The 15,467-nt window shown below is 64.5% G+C and carries 16 protein-coding genes; 3 read left to right on the forward strand and 13 right to left on the reverse strand.

The window, feature by feature from the left end:
• Window positions 1-31: 31 nt before the first annotated feature.
• The 3 genes from HBF32_RS13755 to HBF32_RS13765 form a co-directional block, all read right to left on the reverse strand.
• Window positions 32-1,246, reverse strand: a complete 1,215-nt coding sequence (locus HBF32_RS13755; RefSeq protein WP_166700163.1) for a JmjC domain-containing protein — start codon at window positions 1,244-1,246, stop codon at window positions 32-34.
• Window positions 1,243-1,737: a hypothetical protein gene (locus HBF32_RS13760; RefSeq protein ID WP_166700164.1), complete on the reverse strand. Its 495-nt coding sequence runs from the start codon at window positions 1,735-1,737 to the stop codon at window positions 1,243-1,245. Before HBF32_RS13760 ends, HBF32_RS13755 begins: the two co-directional genes overlap by 4 nt.
• Window positions 1,738-1,866: 129 nt before the next feature.
• Window positions 1,867-2,787 carry a LysR substrate-binding domain-containing protein gene (locus tag HBF32_RS13765; RefSeq protein WP_166700166.1) on the reverse strand — a complete coding sequence of 307 codons (921 nt, stop codon included), beginning with the start codon at window positions 2,785-2,787 and terminating at the stop codon, window positions 1,867-1,869.
• A gap of 117 nt (window positions 2,788-2,904) precedes the next feature.
• On the opposite strand from HBF32_RS13765, the gene HBF32_RS13770 reads away from it, so the two are divergent.
• Both HBF32_RS13770 and HBF32_RS13775 read left to right on the forward strand, forming a co-directional pair.
• Complete coding sequence (locus tag HBF32_RS13770) at window positions 2,905-3,654, forward strand: SDR family NAD(P)-dependent oxidoreductase (protein WP_166700168.1); 750 nt, start codon at window positions 2,905-2,907, stop codon at window positions 3,652-3,654.
• Between the two features lie 14 nt (window positions 3,655-3,668).
• Window positions 3,669-4,208 carry a carboxymuconolactone decarboxylase family protein gene (locus tag HBF32_RS13775; protein ID WP_166700170.1) on the forward strand — a complete coding sequence of 180 codons (540 nt, stop codon included), beginning with the start codon at window positions 3,669-3,671 and terminating at the stop codon, window positions 4,206-4,208.
• An 85-nt stretch (window positions 4,209-4,293) separates the two neighbouring features.
• Here the strand turns inward: HBF32_RS13775 and HBF32_RS13780 are convergent, their stop codons facing one another.
• The 8 genes from HBF32_RS13780 to HBF32_RS13815 form a co-directional block, all read right to left on the reverse strand.
• Window positions 4,294-5,481, reverse strand: coding sequence for a helix-turn-helix domain-containing protein (locus HBF32_RS13780; RefSeq protein WP_166700171.1), 1,188 nt, complete (start codon window positions 5,479-5,481; stop codon window positions 4,294-4,296).
• A gap of 84 nt (window positions 5,482-5,565) precedes the next feature.
• On the reverse strand, window positions 5,566-7,038 hold the full coding sequence (locus HBF32_RS13785) for a hypothetical protein (protein ID WP_166700172.1): 1,473 nt from the start codon (window positions 7,036-7,038) through the stop codon (window positions 5,566-5,568).
• Between the two features lie 96 nt (window positions 7,039-7,134).
• Window positions 7,135-8,199 carry a PA0069 family radical SAM protein gene (locus tag HBF32_RS13790; protein ID WP_240147839.1) on the reverse strand — a complete coding sequence of 355 codons (1,065 nt, stop codon included), beginning with the start codon at window positions 8,197-8,199 and terminating at the stop codon, window positions 7,135-7,137.
• A 157-nt stretch (window positions 8,200-8,356) separates the two neighbouring features.
• Window positions 8,357-8,965: an FMN-dependent NADH-azoreductase gene (locus HBF32_RS13795; protein ID WP_166700174.1), complete on the reverse strand. Its 609-nt coding sequence runs from the start codon at window positions 8,963-8,965 to the stop codon at window positions 8,357-8,359.
• A gap of 10 nt (window positions 8,966-8,975) precedes the next feature.
• Window positions 8,976-9,521 (reverse strand): carboxymuconolactone decarboxylase family protein, encoded by a 546-nt coding sequence (locus tag HBF32_RS13800; protein WP_166700175.1) that lies wholly within the window; start codon window positions 9,519-9,521, stop codon window positions 8,976-8,978.
• 40 nt (window positions 9,522-9,561) lie between these two features.
• Complete coding sequence (locus HBF32_RS13805; RefSeq protein ID WP_166700176.1) at window positions 9,562-10,179, reverse strand: nitroreductase family protein; 618 nt, start codon at window positions 10,177-10,179, stop codon at window positions 9,562-9,564.
• 78 nt (window positions 10,180-10,257) lie between these two features.
• Window positions 10,258-11,220, reverse strand: a complete 963-nt coding sequence (locus HBF32_RS13810; RefSeq protein ID WP_166700177.1) for an AraC family transcriptional regulator — start codon at window positions 11,218-11,220, stop codon at window positions 10,258-10,260.
• Complete coding sequence (locus HBF32_RS13815) at window positions 11,217-11,720, reverse strand: OsmC family protein (protein WP_166700179.1); 504 nt, start codon at window positions 11,718-11,720, stop codon at window positions 11,217-11,219. The genes HBF32_RS13810 and HBF32_RS13815 overlap by 4 nt, the downstream gene beginning before the upstream one ends.
• A gap of 146 nt (window positions 11,721-11,866) precedes the next feature.
• Here HBF32_RS13815 and HBF32_RS13820 point away from each other — a divergent pair, with 146 nt between their 5' ends.
• Window positions 11,867-12,322, forward strand: a complete 456-nt coding sequence (locus HBF32_RS13820; protein WP_166700181.1) for a DUF3788 domain-containing protein — start codon at window positions 11,867-11,869, stop codon at window positions 12,320-12,322.
• Here HBF32_RS13820 and dsdA read toward each other — a convergent pair.
• Window positions 12,288-13,598 carry a D-serine ammonia-lyase gene (gene dsdA / locus HBF32_RS13825; RefSeq protein WP_205287740.1) on the reverse strand — a complete coding sequence of 437 codons (1,311 nt, stop codon included), beginning with the start codon at window positions 13,596-13,598 and terminating at the stop codon, window positions 12,288-12,290. The two genes, HBF32_RS13820 and dsdA, sit on opposite strands and share 35 nt — an antisense overlap.
• 196 nt (window positions 13,599-13,794) lie before the next feature.
• The gene (locus HBF32_RS13830) at window positions 13,795-15,459 is read right to left on the reverse strand and encodes an MFS transporter (protein WP_166700184.1); all 1,665 of its coding nucleotides are present in this window, start codon (window positions 15,457-15,459) and stop codon (window positions 13,795-13,797) included.
• Between the last annotated feature and the right edge of the window lie 8 nt (window positions 15,460-15,467).

A 15,467-nucleotide genomic window follows, 5' to 3' on the forward strand; every position in this document is an offset into this window, starting at 1 on the left:
CTTCGCGGCGACGCTGTAATGGGCATATCCATCACGCGGAATCCATGGTGGCCATGTCGAGCGAGGCGGCGCCGGTATCGCGGATCAGCACCGTCATCGATCGAAGGAATTCCTCGTCGCTGCAGGACGTACGCGAGACGAGCTCTTCCAACGGTCTCGGTCCTCCGCGCAAGGCCTCCAGCAGCGTGCTGGCGACCGGATAGAAGCGGTCCCCGTCCGTCGACACGTTCGTCGTGTACGCATCGCCGTACCTTTCCAGGAAGTGTGCGCCGCTGAGCCGCACGACCAGACCCGAACCCGGTCCATCGAGGAGGTCGATCGATTTTCTTGCCGCAGCAAGACGCTGCACCTGCGCGTCGTCGTTGATGCAGTGGTCGAGGTAACCGGCCGTTCCCAAGGAAATCGTTGCCAGCATATGCGAGGAAAAGGACGCGATCATCTGTCGCAACCGCATCTCCGGTATGTCGCCTGCCATCTCCCTGCACCGCACGGCCGCGCGCCACTCCGGGCTGTCCATCAACGCGGCATAGGCCGCTTCCATCGCGTTGCCGAAAACCGAGGCCCAGCTGTCCACCAGCCCCACGAAGGAGAGATGCAGCGATGGCGCCGCGTCCTCGTTGACGACGCGATGAATGACGCCGCGCGGCACGTACAGCAGGTCGCCCGGGGTCAGATGTTTCGTCGCCCGGGGAACCGCGGCGTCGACGTCGACCGTGCGTTGCCTTGCTCGGTGGGCGGGCAGGCGATCCACGGGCTCGAACAGATCCCAACGCTTCTGCCCGTGGAGCTGCAGGGCGAAGACCTCGCTTCGATCGTAGTGCGGCCGCGTTGCCACGGTGCGCGGCGGCGAAAGGAAGGCGGTGACATCGAAGCGATAGCCGAACAAGGTAGCAAGCCTGGCACAAGCACTTGCCAACGCGGGCACGTGCAATTCCAGCCCCTGGATGGCGAAAGAGAATTGCCCCTCCGCGAACAGTGCGCGGAAACCTGCGGCATCGGCGTGTCCACCGAAGCGATCGAGAAGATCCGCTTTCGCCAGGCCCTCGGCCCCCACGCCCGGGTGGATGGCGCGCACGCCCCCATTCGCCATCGCGACGGGCAGGAGTTCCATGACCTCGTCGATCGAAAGCTCGACGGTAAGCGACGATCGTCCGAACAGCGCCTCGCGCTCGAAATAACGTGCGAGGAACGTGGGCAGGTCGACTTCGTCGAACAGACCGACGGAGCCGGTCGCGGCGCCTTTCACAGGAAGGCGCGCACGACGACGTAGTCGTGGCCGGTTTCGACGCGGTACGCGGCCAATTCGCTCGGCACGATTGCCGCGTGGCCCCTTTCGACAAGGCATGATGCTGCGATGTGACCGGGTATGGCCTCGACGAAAACCCTCATGTCGCCCTTGTCCGCGACGAGGATCTTTACCGGCCCGACGTGGCGCTGGTCTTCCGGAAGCCCGAAGAAGTCGTCCCGTGCGAGCGCCGTCCTTGCATCGTGGGGGATCCGTTGAACGGAAACGATCGGCCCCAGGATTTCGATGGCACCGCTGTCGTTGATGCTGGAGCGGACGCGGTGAACCGTGTCGCGAGGCATGATCGTTGCGTCCGACATGGATTCGGAGACGCGATCGCTCGCACAGTGCGCCAGCTGCTCCGCCAATCCTTCGGGAAACGTCAGCAGGCGCACTGCGCCATTGGATTTACCCGCCTGCGTATGCGCACTGATCGGCTCGTCCCGTTGCATTCCCTTGCCCCCCGGCTGTTGTGGACCATGACATCGGTTTCGAGATTAGTTGTCAAGTCCACTAAATGTGCGCAAAGTCTCGCCGCAAACCTTCTCGTACTCGTAAGCGCTTACGCGGGGCACCGGGCGCTAGTCGCCGGTCTCGAACGCCGCCGCCACATGATCGACGAAGGCCCGCACCTTAGCCGAATACCGCCGTTCCTGCGGACTCACCATGTGGATGGGCGATGGGATCGACCAATCCGGCATGAGCCGGACGACTTCGCCCCGCGCGATCTCGTCGTCGAACAGCCAGGTGGGCGTGTAGCACACACCCATGCCTGCCAGCACGGCGGCCCTCACGACTTCGCTGCTGTCCGTCTGCAGGTCTCCCGATACCGCCACGCGACGCTCGGTGCCCACGGGTTCCGGTGCGCCCGGCCCGGCAACGAAGCGCCATGCGCTGTGCATGCGGGTGCCTGTGTAAACGATGCAATTGTGGTTCAGGAGATCTTCGGGGAGCCGCGGCGACTCGACGCCTTTCGGCAACCGGCGGACGTAATCGCGATGGGCGAGCACCTCGCGTGTGGACTGACCCACGCGGCGGGCGACCAGGCTGCTGTCGGCCAGGTCGCCGATGCGCGCCGCCACGTCGATGCCGCGTTCGACAAGGTCGATGAATCCATCGCTGAGCTTGAGATCGATCTTCACCCCTGGGTGCTCCGCAAGAAAGCTCTGCACGAGAGGCATGAGTTTCAGCCGGCCGAAACCCACCGAAGCGGCCACGCGCAGCCAGCCCTTGAGTTGCTGGTGACCGCTGTCCAGCGCCGCTTCCGCCTCGGCGATCTCGGCGACCAGCCGGCGTGCCTGCTCGAAGTACCGCTCACCTTCCTCGGTAAGCGCCAGCGAACGCGTGGTCCGGGCGAGCAGCTTGGCGCCGAGTTCGTGCTCCAGGGCCGCCACCTGCTTGCTGACACCGCTCTGGGTGCCGCCGGATTCCTTCGCCACAGCGGAGAAGCTCCCCGCCTCCACCACCCGTACGAAGGTCTGCATGGCCTGCAATTTGTCCACGGCTCGCCTCTTTTATTCCCATGCGGACTTAATGATATGACATTGCGCCTTCTAGTTTCGTGCCGAGGAATGAATCAAAGTTCGCTCCAACGAATACCCCTAATCACGGAGTCCCTCATGAATCACCAAGTCGTCCTGATCACCGGCGCTCTCACCGGCATCGGCCGCGCCACGGCCCTGGCCTTTGCGAAGGAGGGTGCTCGCCTGGTCGTCAGCGGCCGCCGCGAGGAGGCAGGCCAGGCCCTCGCCGCGGAACTCCGTGCCATGGGCAACGAAGCGGAATTCATCCGTGCCGACGTGCGGTACGAGGCAGATGTCCGCGCCATGGTGGACCAGACCATCGCCCGCTTCGGACGCCTCGACGTCGCCGTGAACAACGCCGGTACCGAGGGCCAGCTGGGGCCGGTCGCCGACCAGACCGTGGACAACTACGAGAACACGTTTTCCACCAACGTGCTTGGCACGCTGCTGTCGATGAAGCACGAAATGCGCGCGATGCAGCAGCAGCGCGGCGGTGCCATCGTCAACGTCTCGTCGGTCGCCGGACATGTCGGCATCGCGGGTGCATCTGTCTATGTCGGCAGCAAGCACGCGGTGGAGGGCATGACGAAGGCCGTGGCCCTCGAAGGTGCCGCCCTCGGTATCCGCGTGAATGCCGTCGCGCCGGGTCCCGTCGCCACCGACATGCTCGACCGCTTCGTCGGCAACGACGAGGAGGCGAAGCAGGGCTTCCTCGCCATGATTCCCGCAAAGCGAGCGGCATCCGTCGACGAAATCGCGCAGACCATCGTCTTCCTCGCCGACGACAAGGCCGCGTACCTCACCGGTCAGGTCGTCGCCGTCGACGGCGGCTATTCGGCCCAATAATGAAGGAGAACACCATGTCACGTATCAACGTCCCGACCCGCGATGACGTCTCGCCGGCCAACCAGGCCCTGTTCGACAACCTGAAGAAGGGCGTCGGCATGGTGCCGAACCTGTACGCGACGTTCGCACATTCCGAGCATGCGCTCGGCAGCTACCTCGCCTTGCAGAACGCGAAGAACAGCATTACCGGTAAGGCACGCGAGGTGGTGAACCTCGTCGTGAGCCAGGTGAATGGCTGTGAATACTGCCTCGCCGCCCATACCATGGTCGGCAAGATGAGCGGATTCACCGATGCGCAGGTGCTCGAGATCCGCGGGGGACGCGCCAGCTTCGACCCGAAGCTCGATGCGCTGGCGCAGCTGGTGAAGGCCATGGTGGTCCAGCGCGGCAAGGTCGGCGATGCGCTGCTCGATGCATTCCTCGCCGCCGGGTGGACGAAGGAAAACCTGGTCGACGTCGTCGTGACCGTCGGCGACAAGACCATCAGCAATTACCTGCACTCGGTGACAAAGGTGCCGGTCGATTTTCCGGCGGCACCGGCGCTTGTCGCCTGAGTGAGGGTCCAGGCTTAGCGTGCCTTCCGCTGCGCGCTCGTACGGAAGGCACGCCGCGCATGGCCGGTATCCGCCGGTGTCTCGTTCAACCGTGCAGCGATGCCCACAAGTGCATGCTTGCAAGGCTTCGCCACGGCGCATATCGGTCCATGAGTTTCGCCGTCTCCGTTGCGTCGGGTCGGTATGCCAGCCCGTGCAGGCGTTGCAGCGCGGTGGCGAGACCGCTATCCCCGACCGGTGCCGAGTCGCCGAAGCCGATGCGCATGAGCACATAGCGGGCGGTCCAGACACCCACACCATGCTGGGCCGTAAGCCTTGCCTCGGCCTCGATCGCCGAGCCGCGCCACAGATCTTCGATCTCCAGCGCACCCGAAGCGACGGCTTGCGCGGCGGCCAGCAGGTATTTGGTCTTCGCACGCGAGAAGCGTTGCGATGTCAGGTCGGACGGATCGAGGCGGGCGATGGCTTCGGGCGTGGGATGCACCTTCATCGACCCGACAGGCGTTCCGGCCACCTCGATGAGATGGCGCCGCAGGCTACCCGCGAAGGCGAGATTGATCTGCTGGCCGACGATGGCCCAGCAGAGCGCGTCGAAGGCGGTGGATATGAGCGGTACGCGAAGCCCCCGGCGGCCCTCGACAAGCCCTGGATGGGCCTGCTCGAACGCCATCGCGTCTCCGGTCAGGCCGAGTATCTTGAGCGCGTCCATATGGAGCTTGGCGACACTGTGCCGACCTAATTTGCGTGTACTGTCGATCGACGCATCGACATGGGTACCCGAGAGGTCGAGATGCAGGATGGCGGGGCCATCGGCCGTCATCAGCGCCTTGTGGATGCACGCGCCTTCGACGCGTTCGGCGAGCCCTTGGGGATCGCGCCCCTGGTAAGCGAGCACCTCGGTCTTGCGATACCCGCGAGGCAACCGCAGCTGGAAGCGACTCGTTCGCAATGCCTCCCGGTAATCGCCGGGTGTCATCGCCATGCGGCGCTTGAAGGCGCGCTGATAGCCGGCGTCGGTGGCGAACCCCGCGCTCTCGGCGATGGAGGTGGCCGACCTCTCCCGATCGAGCAGCAGGCGTGTGGCGAAGCCGATTCTTTCCCGTTCCATCCAGGCCGCGGGTTTCAGCTGGGCATGTTCGGCTACAAGGGCCGCTGTCTCTTCCTCGCTAAGTCCCGCCGCCGAGGCCAGCGACGGAATCGAGGGGAGAGAGGCCGGGGACGAGGCCAGGCGCTCTTTCAGGCGGTTGAACAACGGAAGCGTCGTATCGGTCACCTTGGGCTCCCGGCGTGAGACGCGGCATTGTAAGGCAGGCTCGTCGTGCCGACACACGTTGCCCATCGAAGGACATCGCTGAACCTATAGAATGTCTGTCTCGCCGACCAGCGCATAGTTGTGCATGGGCCGCAACGTGCCGTCGCTCGCCGTATAGACATCGGCGTCGCCGGCGGAATCGCGGATATTGCTTCGCGGCCCGCCGATGCGGCCGGCGACGGAGGCGGGCTCCGCCGGATCGCCCCAGCCGACCGTTAGCTTCGTCGCCGTATCGGGTAGCTCCGTTTTCAGGGTGATCCGTAACATGTCCCTCCCGACGACCATCACGTCCGCGATCAGGTTGTCGTCCCCGATGCCCGCGGGAACGATGGCGTTGCCGGCATCGCGTATGTCCAGCCCGTAGTTCCGTGTTGGCGCGACCCAGGTCGTATCCAGTACGAGGCCGCCGGTCGGAACGTTGAACTTCACAAACAGGGTCCGCGCGCCCCAGGCCATGGCGGAAATCAAGTCCACCGCCGGACGGCGCAAGGGCGCGCCGGCCAGACGGTCCTGGATGAGCTGGTGGATGGCGCGCGCGAAGTAGCGCCCCTGCCAGCGGTGGCTTTCGTTGGTGAGGTGCAGCATCGGCTGCCCGAGCGCCGACTCGTCGAAGTAGTCGAAAAGATACTGCGGGTTGACCATGCGCATCGACGCGCTGGCGAGGCAGGCATCGCGCTGCGCCAGTGCGATGAAAGGGTTGCAGAAGGCCATGCTGCCGCTGCCGTAACTGTTATGGCTGCATACCTGGGCCACGAGCCAGAGCGGTCGCCATGCCTGTTCGGGTATCAACACCTGGCAGAGCTTCAGCCAATGCGCGCGTTCGAGCCTGGTCAGCTTGGAGGCGTAGCTGCTGCGCGTTTCGGTGAGACCCGTGGAATCCGTTTCGCCCTGCTGCCACGTGGTGGCCAGCCAGCTGAAGTTGGCGGTGCGAGCCGTCGCCTCCGCACGCATCAGCGCGATCATGTTCCGCAGCCTGATCTGGCTGTTCGTCCAACCCTGGTATCCGCCCAGGTTGCTGTCGTCGAGGAAGCTGGAGAAATAGCCGATGGGCCTTCCACCTTCCGCGCTGGTAAAGGCGCTGTACTGGCTGAACTGCGCGGCAAAGGGAATGCCGGCGGATGCGGCGGCGTATTCCACGAGCCCGTCGGCACAGGCATTGGTGCCCACTTCTCCGCCGGTGCCGTGGCCGCCGTCGTATTCCACGAGCGGCACGAGGCTGGTCATCGCCGCGGGATCGGTGCCCGGACGCACGCCGCCATTGAAGGTGACGTTCGCGTATATCTCCTGCAGCGTCAACGCGGGGTTTCCGCCGGTGCCCACAGCATTGGACTGACCGTGAAACATGATCAGCTCGCGGCGTGCCCTCACGAACCCTTCTCCCCGGGACGCATCCGCGGCGCGTGCCGCACCACCGGGTAACCAGCCGCCCGTTACGCCGGCCACACCGAGGCAGCCGAGCGTGGCGAGGCCCTGTCGCAGGAAGTCGCGACGGAGCGTGGAAGCGTCGTCGTCGTTCATCGTCGCACCTCGCGCCTGGGGAGTAGCGTTGCGGCGAGGTTATGCGCCCGACCGTGAGGGCGAGATCGCGGTTCGCGCCCAATTCTTCCACTTAACCTAGAACAACTCCCCTTGTGGCGAACGGACCCGCGGCGGTACGAAGCACGACGTATCGAGCACCACATCCCAGGCACGATGCAGGCCCGCCTTGCGGCACGCCACCTGCACCCGCTTGCGTATGATCTCCGCGAACACACCCTGCCCGCGCATGCGCGTCGCAAAGTTACTGTCGTAATCCTTGCCACCGTTCATCTGCTGAATCAGGCTCATGATGTGCGCGGCGCGTTCGGGATAATGCAGGTCAAGCCACTCGCGAAACAGCTGCTTCAGTTCGTGAGGAAGGCGAACGCAGGTGTACCCCACCGCCTTCGCACCACGGGCCGCCGCCTGCTCGACGATCGCTTCGAGGTCACGCTCATTGAGCGCCGGAATGATCGGCGCGACGAGGACCCCCACGGGAACCCCGGCCTGCGCCAGCGTCTCCACCGCCTTCATACGCCGATGCGGCGCCGTGGCGCGCGGCTCGAGTTTCGCGGCCAGCTTGTTGTCCAGCGAATTGATCGAAACGAACACCTGCACCAGGTTGCGTTGCGCCATGGGGGCGAGAATGTCGAGGTCGCGTTCCACCAGCGCGTTCTTCGTCACGATGGTGCACGGATGGTTGCACTCGTTGAGCAGCGCCAGCGCCGCCCGCGTCAGGCGCCACTTCTTCTCGATCGGTTGGTAGGGATCGGTGTTGCTGCCGATGTTGATCGGCTTGCATACATAGTTCCGCTTCGACAACTCCCCGCGCAGGATCTCTTCCAGGTTCGTCTTGGCGAACAGCTTCGTCTCGAAGTCGAGACCGGGAGAGAGGTTGAGGTACGAGTGCGACGGGCGGGCGAAACAGTAGATGCAACCATGCTCGCAGCCACGATAGGGATTGGTGGCCTGTTCGAAGGCCACGTCGGGGGAATCGTTCCGCGTGATGACGCTTCGCGCGAGTTCCTCTCGCACCTCGGTCTCCGGGCGATGCTCGTCGTCCTCGCGGTACCAGCCGTCGTCTTCTGCCTGATGGCGCGTGGATTCGAAGCGACCCTCCGGATTGGAGGCTGCGCCACGCCCCTTATGGGGCCGGATCATGGGAATCGGGTCGGACATTGTACAAATGTACGACTCCCCAGTCTCAGAGTGTGCGATACCGCTACACCGCCTTCGCGGATGCCTCGAGCTGGAACGGTGGGGTCGACCTGCTGCAACAGGACAGCTATGCGGTGGTTGCAGCCACCGCCAGATCCGATTAAGCCGGAATCGCGAAGTCCACCGTCGCCAGCGCTTCTTCCCTCGCCAGGGCGGCTTGCCCGTCATCCAGGAACGCCGTGCCTTGCACGGCGAGGAAGTGGACGGTTTGCAGCCCCATGCTTCCCAGCACCGCCGACAGGTATGGGGTGAGGAAATCGGGCTGGTTCGCCCTTTCACCCGAGAAGATCGCCCCGGAGGCGATCGCGATGAACACGGGGCGATCCTGGAGCAAGCCCACCTTCCCCATCGGCGTGGACCTGAAGGTGCGGGTCGCTCGAAGGACCTGGTCGATCCATGCCTTGAGTACCGACGGAACGGTGAGATTGTGCATGGGCGTTCCGATGACGACCGCATCCGCCGCCTCGACTTCCCGGATAAGCGACTCCGAGAAGTCCAGCGACCCGGGCGGAGGATCCGCCAGGGTCGTCGGCGACGACAAGGCCGTCGCGTAATCCGACCACGCATGCGGCACCGGATCGATGGCGAAATCGCGCCGGGTGACGCTCGCGCCCGGCGAGACGTCCAGGAGCCTTTCGACGATCGCCGCCGACAACTTCCGGCTGTGCGATTCGGCCCTCGGGCTGGCATCGATATGGAGGATGTTCATGTGACGACCGTCAGATCGATCCTGCCGGGGCAACGATCGGAAAATCCTTCTCGTGATCGAAGACGTTGTTGAAGAAGTTCGTCAGGGAGTACATCGCCACCAACGCGATGATCTCGATGATGTTCGCTTCCGTGTACCCGGCATCCCGAACGGCTTTCAGGTCCGCGTCGGCGACCTGTCCACGCGACGCGATGACCTTGCGTGCGAACTGGACCGCGGCGTCGCGCTTCGGCTCGGTCGCGTGCCCCTTGCGGGCAAGAATGATTTCGTCGGGCGGCAGCTTGGCCATGTGCCCGGCGGTGAAGCTGTGGACCCCGAGGCAATAGTTGCAACCGTTCACTTCGGACACCGCGAGCCCGATGCTGTCGCGGGTCTTCACGTCGAGCGCTTTGCTCAGCGAACCGAGCAGGGTGGCCCAGGCGTTGAACGCCAGCGGGCTTTGCGCGAAAACGGTCATCATGTTCGGCGTGAACCCGATGTTCTTGGTGAAGGCATCGAGGGTCGGTTTCGAATCGGCCGGTACCTGGTCGGGCGCGATTGCAGTCGTTCGGGACATCGTACGGTTTCCTTTATGTGTTTAGCGACGGGATGAGGGATCAGACGAGATCGAGCACTTCGGCGACGGGCCGGCGCGGCTTCTGCGCCCAGTTTCCTGCGCGCTCGGCGCCCACGGCCAAGAGCATGACCGGCACTTCGTCCTTGGTCAGTCCGAACTCGCGATGCACGGCGACGTCGTCGAAGCCGATCATCGGTGTCGATCCCAGGCCAAGCGAGCGGGCCGCGTAGATCATCGCCGCGGCGCCGAACGTACCGCTGCGTACCGCTTCATCGCGCTGGCGTTGCGGGTACGCCATATACAAGTCGCGTGCGGGGATTTCCCACTCGGGCACCATCGTCGCCGGCATGACGCCGGATGCGACCAGCGGTGCGAGACGATCCGGGATGACCGTGGAATCGGCCAGCTGGCCACAGATGATGAAGGTCACGGCGGCATCGGTGATCGCCGGCTGACTCCACGCGATGGGGCTCAGTCTCGCCTTGGCTTCCGGCGAGCGCACGGCGATGAATCGCCAGTTCTGCAGGTGGAAGGACGTCGGGGCGCTTGTGCCGATGCGCACGAGTTCGCTGATTTCTTCATCGCTCAAGACCGCCTTCGGATCGTAGTACTTGGCGGAGGTGCGGCTCAGGATGGTTTCGATGACGGGGTTGGTCATGGAGGCGGCTCGTTCTCGGTGTGTGTGTGTGTTGGTGCGAGAACAAGTTTCCGACCGGGCAACGTGCAGAGGGTCCGTCTATGGCGTCCCGTTTTCCGCATGAGTGGAACGGTACTCCGACGGATCCATACCGAAGATATTGCGGAAGGCACGGGCAAAGCTGCTGCGGCTTTCGTAGCCGGTGTTGCGAACGACCTGTTCGATGGGTACCTGGCCGGTGCGAAGCTGTTCCGCCGCCTGACGCATCCTCAGGTCGCGCAGCACGTTCATGGGCGGCTGGCCCACGATATCGACGAACCGCGCCATGAAGGCCGAGCGGCCCAGGTAGGCGCTTTGTGCCAGCGAATTGACCGTGTGCGGGGCGCCTGGGTTGCTGGCCATCTCCGCGAAGGCGCGAGCGATCTGCGGATCCCGAAGGAGGGAAAACCGTTCCACCCAGGTGTTGTTCGAATGCAGCGAGCGACGAAGGATGTGGACGATGACCAGCTTGAGAAGGGCCGAGCTCATCGCGCCGGAGCCGACTTCCTGCGTGACGAGTTCGGCGATGGCACTCTTAAGAGTCGTGTCCAGCCGGTCGGCTTCGGAAAACTGCTCGACGATGGGTGCGCTCAGGGTGCCGAACAGGTTCACCGCCGAGCCGTAGCAGGCATCGAAGAAGCCGCAGATGAGGATGACTTCGGGATCGCCCTCGCCGGCAACGATGTAGTTGACCGAATCCTTCGACACGGCGACCAGCATGCCGTCCACCGTGCGCAGGCTTTGCAGTCCTCGCTCGAAACCTTCCGCCTCGATGCGGAAGGGTGCATTTGGCGGAACAATGACGAGAGTGTGCGGCTTCAGTTCGACCGGCTCGCACCCCTTGATGACCAGGCGGCCGCTACCGCGGATGTTGTAATGGATGCCAGGCGCGGCGACGCCGCCCATCTCCAGGCAGTAACCCTGGCTGACAAGGCATTCCGTCAGCGCAACGAAACTGACCTCGAGGCTTCCGAGGAGCCGGTTGAGGTCTTGCGGCGAAATGCGTACGGCGGGTCCCATCATGGGGGGCCGGTCCGCAGGCTTTCCTTCATGACGCGCATGTGGGCGCTCCTGCCCACGGCCATGTCGGTCATGTCGCCTGGCCGCACCAGCCGCGTCTCTATCTCCGATCCGCGCGCCACCGTGACATGGGTGGGGCAGCGCATGGACACATCTACCAGGGCATGGATCTGGACCAGCGACAAGGGCCCAACGATCTGAATCTCCTTCAGAAAGCGGTCGCTCGATGCCAGCGTCGGGCGATCGTGGCTGACGCGCACCGCCAATCCTTCGAGTGGCCAGTCGCGGTCGTCGGCATAGCTGCGCATCGTCATCAGGGAACACGAACCCAACGCCGCGCTGAGCAGGTCGAAAGGCGTCGGTCCCGAGCCCAATCCACCCGCACCGAAAGGCTCGTCGACGATCAACGTGGAGGATGCCGATCGCACGAGCACCTGGTACGGACCGTATTTTCCATCGCTCATATAGACCGACTCGGGACCCGCTTCGAAGAGAGTATTCATGGACCCAGTCTACGAAGGGTCGCTGCGCTCCGGGTCCGGCAATAGCGTCCCATAATCCTCGGTCGGTTCAACGACTCGATCGAGGGTATCTCCTTCGGGTACCCGGGCTTACGGTACGCCGGAACGACCCGAACCCGGAAAGCGACATGACACAGGCACCCGCGATCGGCGGCAGGATGAGCGATAGATCGGCAACGCCCGACGATGGCGCCGTTCGCGACTGGATAGGGGCCCGGGCGTTCGGGCACTGGACGGCGTTGCGGAACTGGATCGACGCGTCCTACCCCGGTGTATTCGCCCCGGAGTGGCTTTATGGCGGCCAGAAGCGCGGTTGGACCCTGCGCTACAAGAAGACCAGGGCGCTCTGCACCCTGGTCCCCGGATACAGGCAGCTTTCCGTCCAGGTGATTTTGGGGCGGGCAGAGCGTGAGGCGTTCGAGGAACGGCGTTATCTCTGGCGCGCTCCCCTGGTCGCACGTTACGACGAGGCCCGCGAATACCCCGACGGGAAGTGGCTGACCGTGCCGGTCGCCTCCGCGGACGACCGGCAGGACGTGATCGAGCTTGTCAGTATGAAACGGCCCCCGCCGTCGCGCCGTTGAAAGCCCGCTGGCCGGCAGCCGTATCCAGGAAGCGGACGTGTTCATCCGGGGGCAAGAAGCGGCCACCCGTGGTCCAGACGATGTGGGTGGCGTCCGCCATCTTGTCCTGCAGACCGTTCGCGCCGAGGTAGCGCGCGCCTTCGTCCGTACCGAACAATGCCCGTAGGCCGCTGAAACCCGCCGCGGCCGAGGGCTCGATCACGTGGCCTTCGAGGTGGAACACGGTGGCGAGGTCCTCGAACATCGCCGCGTCGGATGTCGTGACGACGCCTGCGAGACGGGAGCGCATTTCCGCCACCGCCAACAGGGAGGCCTGGGCAACGGCCAGGCCGTCGGCTTCCGTGCGGTTGCTCATGCCGAGGTCGTAGACAGACCGGAGCGTATCCGGAGGTGCCTGCATCTGGGCGAGGAAGCAGGGCGATTCGGTCGGCTCGACGAAGAAGCAGTGGACATGCTCGCCGTAGACCTGTTTCAAGCCGAAGGTAATGCCGGAAGGCGCACCACCGACGCCGCAAGGGAGATAGACGAACAGCGGATGCCCGGCGTCGACCGCGATGCGTTGCATCTCGCACTGTCTGGCCAGGCGCCGCGCGGCCACGGCGTATCCGTAGAACAGCGGCAGCGAATGCTCGTCGTCGATGAAGAATGCGCGGCCGTCTTCGGCAGCGCGCTTGCGGCCGGCGGCGACGGCGAGGCCGTAGTCGCCGTCGTTCTCGATCACCTCGACACCGCGGTCGCGAAGGCGCTTCTTCTTCCACGGCTTCGCGTCCGAGGACATGTGCACGGTCGCATGAAAGCCGAGGGCCGATGCCATGATGCCGATGCTCATGCCGAGGTTGCCGGTGGAACCGACGACGATGCGGTGCTGGCTGAAGAGTTCGCGCGCCCGCGGTTCGAGCAGGTCGCGATAGTCGCTGTCGCGGGCGATCAGATCGTGGGCGAGTGCGAGGTTCTCGGCGATTTCCAGTACTTCGTGCACGCCGCCGCGCGCCTTGATGGAGCCGGCGACCGGGAGGGCATGGTCCGCCTTGATCCACAGGGAACCCTTGCCGCCTCCGTCGTGGAAGGCCCGCTGCATGGCCGGTGCGCGGAGCAGCGGCGACTCGATGATGCCGGCGGTGTCGCGGGTGTCTTCGAAGAGTTCGGCCAGCAATGGCGCGAAACGCAGGAGGCGGGCGTCGGCTTCATCGACGGCGGCGTGCGTGGCGAGAATCGTCTGCGGGATCTGCGGCTGCGGGTTGAGCCAGAGCTTGGGTGCAGTGTCCAGGGTTTGCATGGTGCGAGCCTCGTCCAGGAGTGGAGGCTGCATCGTGCATCGGGTTTTGTTGCAGCTCAAATCGCGGCGGCTGGTTGCCCCGTTTTTCAGCGGTGGCGAGAGAGGCCTGGCGACGGGTGGAGTTGCGAACTTACTCAAGCTTGCGGTGAGGTGCTGGATTCCTGCCTGCGCAGGAATCCAGCGTCCCACCCCGACCTCAATGCTCCAACGGAACGTCCTTCGTCTCACGCACGAAGAACAGGCCAACGAGGAAGGTCATCATCGAAACGATCACCGGGTACCAGAGGCCGTAGTAGATATCGCCCTTCCAGGCCACGAGCATGAAGCCGATGGTCGGAACGAAACCGCCGAACCAGCCGTTGCCGATGTGGTAGGGCAGGCTCATGGAGGTGTAGCGGATGCGCGTGGGGAACATCTCCACCAGCCATGCGGCGATCGGGCCGTACACGATCGTGACATAGAGCACGAGGATCGATAGCAGCACGATCAGCATCGGGTAGTTGGTCTGTGCCGGATCGGCCTTCTCGGGATAACCTGCCGCCTTGACCTGGCTGCCGACCTTCGCGGTGAACTCCTTGTTCCGCGCGGCGAAGGTGGCCTTGTCGAGTTGCCCGCCCTCGAACGACTCGATCACCTCGTCGCCGATCTTGACCGTGGCGAGCGTGCCCGCCGGCGCCGCGGCGTTGGTGTACGGGATGCCTTTCTTCGCCAGCACGCTCTTGGCCACGTCGCACGAGCTGGTGAAGGTCTTCTTGCCCACCGGGTCGAACTGGAACGTGCACGCGTTCGGATCGGCGGTGACCACCACCGGCGCCGAAGCCGCCGCGGCTTCCACGGCCGGATTGCCGAAGTGGGTGAGGCCCTTGAAGATCGGGAACAGGGTGAGGGCGGCCAGCAGGCAGCCGGTAAGCACCACCGTCTTGCGCCCGATCTTGTCGGACAGCCAGCCGAAGAACACGAAGAACGGCGTGCCGATGAGCAGCGCGGCGGCGATCAGCAGGTTGGCCGTGGTGCCTTCGATCTTGAGGCTCTGGGTGAGGAAGTACAGCGCGTAGAACTGGCCGGTATACCAGATGACCGCCTGGCCCGCGGTAGCGCCGAACAACGCCAGGATCACGAGCTTGAGGTTCGACCAGCGCCCGAAGGCTTCCGTGAGCGGCGCCTTCGAGTGCTTGCCCTCGGCCTTCATCTGGCGGAACACCGGCGACTCCTGGAGCTGAAGCCGGATGTACACCGAGATGCCGACGAGGACGGACGAGATCAGGAACGGGATGCGCCAGCCCCAGGACTCGAACGTCTCGTTGCCCATGCCCATGCGCGTGCCGAGGATCACCAGCAGCGACAGGAACAACCCGAAGGTGGCCGTGATCTGGATGAAGCTGGTGTACAGGCCACGCTTGCCCATCGGCGCGTGTTCCGCGACGTACGTCGCCGCGCCGCCGTATTCGCCGCCGAGCGCGAGGCCTTGCAGCAGGCGGAGCACTATCAGCAACACCGGTGCCGCCACGCCGATCGTCGAATAGCCCGGGAGCACGCCGACGAGGAAGGTCGACGTACCCATGATGACGATGGTGATGAGGAACGTGTATTTACGGCCGATCAGATCGCCCACGCGACCGAACACGATCGCCCCGAACGGCCGCACGAAGAAGCCGGCGGCGAACGCGAGCAGCGCGAAGATGAACTGGCTGGTCTCGTTGAGGCCGGTGAAGAACTGCTTGCCGATGATCGCGGCCAGCGAGCCGTACAGGTAAAAGTCGTACCACTCGAAGACCGTGCCCAGGCTGGATGCGAAGATCACCCGCTTGTGGCTGGTGCCCAGGGTGCCGTCGGCGTGGAGGCTGCTTGCGGTAGTCGCCATGTCGATCT

It is taken from the genome of Luteibacter yeojuensis, assembly GCF_011742875.1.
Lineage (GTDB): Bacteria > Pseudomonadota > Gammaproteobacteria > Xanthomonadales > Rhodanobacteraceae > Luteibacter > Luteibacter yeojuensis.

Coding starts and splice junctions, on each gene's coding strand:
- HBF32_RS13760 (WP_166700164.1), bottom strand. CDS start 1,737: ATGCAACGGGACGAGCCGATCAGTGCGCATACGCAGGCGGGTAAATCC.
- HBF32_RS13770 (WP_166700168.1), top strand. CDS start 2,905: ATGAATCACCAAGTCGTCCTGATCACCGGCGCTCTCACCGGCATCGGC.
- HBF32_RS13775 (WP_166700170.1), top strand. CDS start 3,669: ATGTCACGTATCAACGTCCCGACCCGCGATGACGTCTCGCCGGCCAAC.
- HBF32_RS13785 (WP_166700172.1), bottom strand. CDS start 7,038: ATGAACGACGACGACGCTTCCACGCTCCGTCGCGACTTCCTGCGACAG.
- HBF32_RS13790 (WP_240147839.1), bottom strand. CDS start 8,199: ATGATCCGGCCCCATAAGGGGCGTGGCGCAGCCTCCAATCCGGAGGGT.
- HBF32_RS13795 (WP_166700174.1), bottom strand. CDS start 8,965: ATGAACATCCTCCATATCGATGCCAGCCCGAGGGCCGAATCGCACAGC.
- HBF32_RS13800 (WP_166700175.1), bottom strand. CDS start 9,521: ATGTCCCGAACGACTGCAATCGCGCCCGACCAGGTACCGGCCGATTCG.
- HBF32_RS13805 (WP_166700176.1), bottom strand. CDS start 10,179: ATGACCAACCCCGTCATCGAAACCATCCTGAGCCGCACCTCCGCCAAG.
- HBF32_RS13810 (WP_166700177.1), bottom strand. CDS start 11,220: ATGATGGGACCCGCCGTACGCATTTCGCCGCAAGACCTCAACCGGCTC.
- HBF32_RS13815 (WP_166700179.1), bottom strand. CDS start 11,720: ATGAATACTCTCTTCGAAGCGGGTCCCGAGTCGGTCTATATGAGCGAT.
- HBF32_RS13820 (WP_166700181.1), top strand. CDS start 11,867: ATGACACAGGCACCCGCGATCGGCGGCAGGATGAGCGATAGATCGGCA.
- dsdA (WP_205287740.1), bottom strand. CDS start 13,598: ATGCAAACCCTGGACACTGCACCCAAGCTCTGGCTCAACCCGCAGCCG.
- HBF32_RS13830 (WP_166700184.1), bottom strand. CDS start 15,459: ATGGCGACTACCGCAAGCAGCCTCCACGCCGACGGCACCCTGGGCACC.